The following is a 7,626-nucleotide window of genomic DNA, read 5'->3' on the forward strand; positions in this document are numbered from 1 at the left end:
CTTGATCACCATCAGTAGTTGTGTTGTTTAGAGTTACTGCTTCTTTACCAGTAATGTTAACTGTACCATTTGCTGAAGTCGCAGTTAAGTTTTCTGCAGTTACCGTTGAGTTAGTAGACTCAATATTAACACCTTGATCACCATCGGTAGTAGTGTTGTTTAGAGTTACTGCTTCTTTACCAGTAATATTAACTGTACCATTTGCTGAAGTTGCAGTTAAGTTTTCTGCTGTTACCGTTGAGTTAGTAGACTCAATATCAACACCTTGATCACCATCTGTTGTAGAGTTAGCAATCGAGATTTCATCTTTAGCCGTAACAGTTACTGTACCATTTGCAGATGAAGCTGTTGCATTATCTAGGCTTACGCTACCATTCGTAGAATTTACATCTACTCCTGCATCACCAGCAAGATCTGTACCATTAGCTACGGTAATATCACCAGGAGCTTGTACATTTACTTTACCATCACTTGAAGATGCGTCTGTGTTATCTAAAGTAATGCTACTTGTATTAGAAACAACATTAACTCCAGATTTACCAGAAATATTAGCGTTAGATGTAGTTACTTCAGTTTCTGCAGTAACATTTGCATAACCTTCTGTAGCTGTGATATTTGCACCTGTGATACTTACTGAAGCATTTTCAGAAGATACAGTTGCATCTTGCTGTGCAGTTACGGTAGTTCCGTTGTTTAGGCTCACCGCTTCTTTTGCAGTTACGGTTGCATTACCAGTAGTTGCGTTTACTGAAGTGTTATTTAAGGTAGTAGTACCATTTGTAGAATCTACATTTACATCCGCACCAGAAATGTTAGTGTTAGTTAAAGTTACATTATCTTTAGCTGTTACAGTAGCTGTACCAGTTTGTGCTGTGATATTAGAACCTTCTACAGAGAGGCTACCATTAGGAGCTGTTACCGTTGCGTCTTTAGCAGCCGTTACAGTTGTACCATTAGTTAAGCTTACATTTGCTGGACCGGTAACTGTTACATTTCCTTCAGTTGAAGTTAATGCAGAGTTATTTACAGTTAAGTCACCTGATGGCACAGTAATACATAAGTCTTTAGCACCAGTAATATTAGCATTATCTAAGTTCAGACCAGTATTACCTGTAACTGTAGCTGTACCACAAGTTGCAGTTACATTAGCACCTGTGATATTTAAATTACCCTCTTCAGAGTTTACCGTAGCATCTTCTTTTGCAGTTACAGTAGTACCGTTATTTAGGTTTACATCACCTTTTGCGGTTACCGTTGCATTACCCGAAGTTGCTTCTACAGCTGAGTTATTTAAAGTTGCAGTACCATTTTCCGCATCAACAGTAACATCAGCACCAGAGATGTTTGCATTAGTTAAAGTTACATCTTCTTTTGCAGAAATGTTAGCTACGCCATCAGTTGCGGTTACATTTGCACCTACAACAGATACACTGCCGTTGCTTGAGTATACTGTCGCATCTTGAGCAGCTGTTACAGTAGTACCGTTATTTAACGCTACACCTTCTTTACCAGTAACAGTTGCGTTACCTGAAGTTGCTTCTACAGCTGAATCATTTACAGTTGCAGTACCATTTTCCGCATCAACAGCAACATCAGCACCAGAGATGTTTGCATTAGTTAAAGTTACATCTTCTTTTGCAGAAATGTTAGCCACACCATCAGTTGCAGTTACATTTGCCCCTACAACAGATACACTGCCGTTGCTAGAGTATACAGTCGCATCTTGAGCTGCAGTTACAGTAGTACCGTTATTTAACGCTACACCTTCTTTACCAGTAACAGTTGCGTTACCTGAAGTTGCTTCTACAGATGAGTTATTTACAGTTGTCGTACCATTTGCAGAATCTACTGCTACATTAGCACCTGAGATATTAGTATTGCCTAAAGTTACATTGTCAGAAGCACTAACTGTAGCTGTACCTGTTTGAGCTGTAATATTAGAACCTTCTACAGATAGGCTACCATTAGGTGCAGTTACTGATGCATTTTTCGCAGCTGTTACAGTAGTACCATTAGTTAAGCTTACATTCGCAGGACCAGTAACTGTTACATTACCTTCAGTTGAAGTTAATGATGAATCTTTAACCGTTAAGTCACCTGATGGAACACTGATACATAAATCATTCGCACCAGTAATGTTTGCATTATCTAAATTTAATCCTGTAGCACCTGAAACTGTTGCAGTACCTGTAGTAGCAGTTACATTAGCACCAGTAATATTTAAATCACCTTCAGATGAAGTTACCGTTGCATCTTCTGATGCAGTTACAGTAGTACCATTATTTAAGTTAACATCATCTTTTGCGGTTACAGAAGCATTACCATCAGTAGCCGTTACTGCAGAATTATTTAAGGTCGCAGTACCATTTGCAGCATCAACTTTAACATCCGTACCTGAAATATTTGCATTAGTTAAAGTTACATTATCAGCTGCCGTTACTGTAGCTGTACCTGTTTGAGCAGTAATATTAGCACCTTCAACAGAAAGATTTCCATTAGGAGCAGTTACCGTAGCATTTTTCGCAGCTGTTACAGTAGTACCATTAGTTAAGCTTACATTTGCTGGACCAGTAACTGTTACATTTCCTGCAGTTGAAGTTAACGCAGAATCTTTAACAGTTAAGTCACCTGTAGGTACACTAATACATAAGTCATTAGCACCCGTAATGTTCGCATTATCTAAGTTTAGACCTGTTTGACCAGCTACCGTTGCTGTACCACAAGTTGCAGTTACATTAGCACCTGTAACATTTAATGTTGCTTCTGTTGAAGTTACATTAGCATCTTGTTTTGCAGTTACAGTAGTACCGTTATTTAGGGTTACATCACCTTTTGCAGTTACAGAAGCATTACCTGTAGTTGCATTTACAGCAGAGTTATTTAAGGTTGCAGTACCATTTTCTGCATCAACTTTAACATTAGCACCAGAGATGTTTGCATTAGTTAAAGTTACATCTTCTTTTGCAGAAACATTAGCTGTACCACTAGTTGCGGTTACATTCGCACCTTCTACAGCTACGCTTGCATTGCTTGAGTATACGGTAGCATTTTGTGCCGCTGTTACAGTAGTACCATTATTTAATGCAACACCTTCTTTACCTGTAACACTTGCGTCACCTGAAGTAGCTTCTACTGCAGAGTTATTTAAGGTTGTAGTACCGTCAGTTGATGAAACTTCAGCACTTGCACCAGAAATATTAGCATTAGTTAAGGTAACATTTAGTTTTGCAGTTACATTAGCTACACCTGTAGTTGCAGTAATATTTGCACCAGTTACTGAAGTATTACCGCTTTCAGAGTTAACTGTTACATTATCTTGAGCTGTTACTTTCGTACCATTTTCAAGAGTTACATCTTTTTCAGCGTGAACGATTACTGAACCATCAGCACTGCTTACGCTAGAGTTAGAAACAGTTACTGCATCATTATTAGAACCAGCAATAACTCCTTTGTAACCAGAAAGATTTGCATTAGTTAAAGATAAGCTCTCATTAGCAGCTACAACTACTGCACCAGCAGTTGAAGTTACATTTGCTCCTTCTGCAGTTAAAGTACCGTTTGTTGCTGTAATTGAAGCATTTTCTTTAGCTTGTACTTTAGTACCATTTTCTAAAGAAACATTACCTTTAAGTGCTGTTGCATTTACTGCTTTTTCACCAGAAATATTAGCATTTGTTAAAGTTAAATCTTGGTCTGCTGTTAGAGAAACGTTACCACCAGTAGAAGTAACATTTGCTCCTGTAACTGAAACATTTCCACCAGTTGAAGTTACACCTACATCACCAGCAGCAGTAACCGTAGTACCATTATTTAAGTTAGCTTCTCCAGCTGCCGTTAAATTAGCGTTACCTGTAGTTGCATTTACTGCAGTTTGATTTAAGGTAATATTTCCACCAGTTGAATTAACATCAACAGTTGCCCCTGAAATATTCGAGTTATTTGCAAGAATATCATTTTTAGCTGATACAGTTACTTCTTTAGCTGTAGCAGTTAAATTAGAGTTATCTAAAGTAACATTACCCGCAGCTGCATTAACTGCAACATCACCAGTTGTTGATGAAAGATTAGAGTTAGATACCTCAACACTTGCTCCTCTTGATTCAACTGTAGCATCACCTGAAGCAGCAACATTAGAGTTGTTTAAGGTTACATTCAGTTGTGCCGTTACAGTAGAGTTACCTGCTGCTGAGTTAACATCAGTACCATTTAAAGTTGCGTTACCAGTAGTTGCATTTACAGTAACCCCACCATTACCAGCAAGAGTAGAACCATTTGCAGTTACATTGTTACCTACTACCGCTAAGTTACCAGTAGTTGCATTTAATTCAGCATCTTCTAAAGTAACATTACCTGAGGTTGAGTTTAGAGAAACATTACCACCAGTAATTGAAGCTTTACTTGAAACTCCACCTGTAACACAAATATCCTTAGCAGCTGTAACTGTTACATTATTGGTTGTTTCATTACCAATCTTCGTTTCTGAATCATAAATATTCACCGTACCAGCTGAAGAGATGTTGATCTCGCTACCAGTAATATTTGAATCATTATTAATGGTTACGCCAGTAGTACCAGTAGCATTAATGCTTACATTACTTGAAGCTAAGGCAGTATTTGCTAATTCAACAGAATCACCTACAATTTTTGCAGAGTTAGTTGCATTAACTGTTGAAGCGTCAAATCTTACCTCATCAGTTGAAGTAACATTTAAGTCTGTAGCACTAACATTAGTATCTGTAAAGTTAACTGCTCCCGTAGAGTTTACTTTGAAAGTACCATCAGTAGTATTAATAGTTGAGCAAGAAACGCAAGTTGTACCTGTAGTATCAAAAGTTGTTGAATTGGTTACATTAATAACTGCATTAACTAACTCTAAATTCGCAGTGGTAATATTTAAGCTACGTCCTACGGTAAAGTTAATATCGCCTTGGCTTGCTCCAGTTAGATTTACACTACCTGAACTTGTAGAGATATTTAAATCACGACCTGCTTTAATATTTAATGAAGTAGAGTTTACATTGTTAGCACCGTAAATACCTACATCACCTAAAGAAGTACTGCTTGCATTTAATTGTGTACCATTAACTAAAGTTACATTTTCTGTTGAAGTATTACCTACAGAAATTTCATTACCTGTAGCATTAACTTTAGTTGCATTAAGAGTAATGTTTTTACCTCTTAATAAAGCCGCTCCACCTGACTGAATTGCAACATTAAATAAACTTAAGTTGTGATCGTTTGTCGCAGCTACAGTTGCATTTAATGAAGTTGTATTGATTGTAGTGTTTGAGATTGAAGTTACCGCAGCAGCACTTACTGTTGCATTATTAGTTGCATTTAAGTGTACATTATCAAATCTTAAACCACCAGTATCATAAGCTGAAGTTGAACATGTAGTTGCAGTACTACAGCTTGTTTGGGTAATGTTAATATTTTTTGCGGTAATATTTACATTAGCAGTAAAGTTTGTCGAGTAACAGCTAGTTAAAGTAAAGTTTCCAGAAGTATTAACAGCAGAGTTACCACCAAAAATCATTCTTGAACCATTTACGACAATACCAGCTGAATCAGAACTCGTATTAACAACAGTTAAAGTAGAACAACCTAATAAGTATACCCCATAAATATAATGGCTATACGTAACACAACCACTATCTTGTGTTTGTGAACTTATTGTATATGTACTATTGTCAGTAGTTGCATTTAAAAGAATAGATACATTTGCGGTTAAGTTCGAAGCTGTACCTATAGAAATCGCATTTCCAGATGTTAAGTTAATACTACCATTTACTTTAATATTTGAGCCCGTAAACCCTAATGACGCCCCTGAAGCTATATTAGAAGTATTCGTAGTTACTGTTAAGTTTCCACCTAGGGTGATATTCGTATAGTAGAATAAAGAACTACCTGATTTTATCTCCAGGTTTGCACTATCATTTGAAGCATTAATAGTTGCAATATAGAAATCAGTTTTATTGGTAGCTTCTAGAGTAACATTACCTTTTTCTAACCAAGTTTGTAAGTCTGAATCTTTTAATACCGTATAAGTATAAGTACCCTCATCTGTTGCAGTCACTGTACTAGAACTCATAGATGTTGGGCTGATAGTCTCGATGTTACCATAACGAGCATGTAAGTTCGTTTTATAAGTAGCATTACTTTCATAATCTGTTGCATTGATCACCACAATATTATCAGGATCTAGTAACCAATTCCCCCAGCTACCATACACAGAAGTAGTATTTACATCAATATTCTTGCCAATCTGTAAGTTTTTACCAGAAGTTTCAACGAAACCACCGTTACCATTTACTGAGGTCGCTAAGAACTGACCATTTACAACTGCAGTATTACCCCAAACAATTGCTTCACCTGCATCACCCGTAGTACCTGATACATCTACTAACGCACCATTTACAACTGTAGTTTTTGCTGCGAGTTTTTTAGAGCCTTTACCTTGGTAATCCCCACCAATGTATACAGCTCCACCTTGTGCTCCTGAAGCATTAATTGTCGCATTAGAGTCTAATACTACATAATCACCATATACTTCAACGTTACCTGCTTTACCTTCAGGATTTGCGACATTAATCGTACCGTTAACTACAGTTACTGCTGATTGACAAGTAAGATTTGCGGCTAATTGAGCAGTATTAAAATTCGTACTTTGCTCTACATCAGATTCAGAAGCACCAAATAATACTACTTCACCACTTGCAGTAATAGTAGCTTTACGTGCTGAATCTTGAGCTGAGATTACATCTGCAAATTGTTCAGCAGTAGTGTAACCATGAGCTACTTTATTCGCTAATAAGTAAGTTCTTTTTGAAACAATTTCCCCTAAGTTTACTGCTTTATTGTCTGCAGTTACTTTATAAGAGATTAGAGGATTTTCTAAATCTTGGATCGTAATTGAGTTACCAGCTAAAAGGTATACTGTACCGTTTTTCGCTTCTAATACTCCAGTATTTACTACTTTACCACCCACTAAAGCTAAAGTACCATTGTCTTCTACTTTAATAATCCCTTGGTTAAGTACTGAAGCAATAGCTTGATCTTTATCTTGATTAAATACGTAGTTACCGTTTAAGAAATCTTCATTTGAGATATCTAAAGTTGAAGCTACTAAAGAGTTAACATCTACAACCGCATTAGCACCAAATACTACCCCAGCTGGGTTAACGATAAATACTTTACCGTTAGATTGTAAGGTACCTAGGATTTGTGAAATCTCACCACCTAATACACGGTTTAATACTGCTGAATTTGAGTTTTCTTGAAGAAATTTTACAATTTCATTCGAATTAATATTAAATTTTTCCCAATTAATAATTGCATTAGGACTGTTAGTAATAGTTGTAACTAAACCATCAGTAACAATATTTACTTTACCGTTAATTACCTCCATCCCTGTACGAGCATCAGCAAAAGCTGTTGTTGAAGCTCCGACAAAAGTAACTGGTAATAAAATGCTACCTAAAAGTTTGTTTACACGGTTAAAGCTAACTTTTGTTTCTTCTGCTTTGGTTTCAACTTGCGTACTCGAGGCTGAACCTACAACAGCATTAGACTCTAACTCTGAAACAGCGTCCAATGACAAAGTTCTACGGTTAAATTTTAATTTAT

The 7,626-nt window shown here is 36.7% G+C and carries 1 protein-coding gene; it reads right to left on the bottom strand.

Annotation, left to right across the window (positions count from 1 at the left end; all coding sequences use genetic code 11):
* Nucleotides 1–7,594: beta strand repeat-containing protein (locus tag CKF59_RS00525; protein WP_119534035.1), on the bottom strand; the 7,594-nt coding region annotated here is incomplete at its 3' end.
* Nucleotides 7,595–7,626 lie beyond the last annotated feature (32 nt).

Source organism: Psittacicella gerlachiana (genome assembly GCF_003585965.1).
Lineage (GTDB): Bacteria > Pseudomonadota > Gammaproteobacteria > Enterobacterales > Psittacicellaceae > Psittacicella > Psittacicella gerlachiana.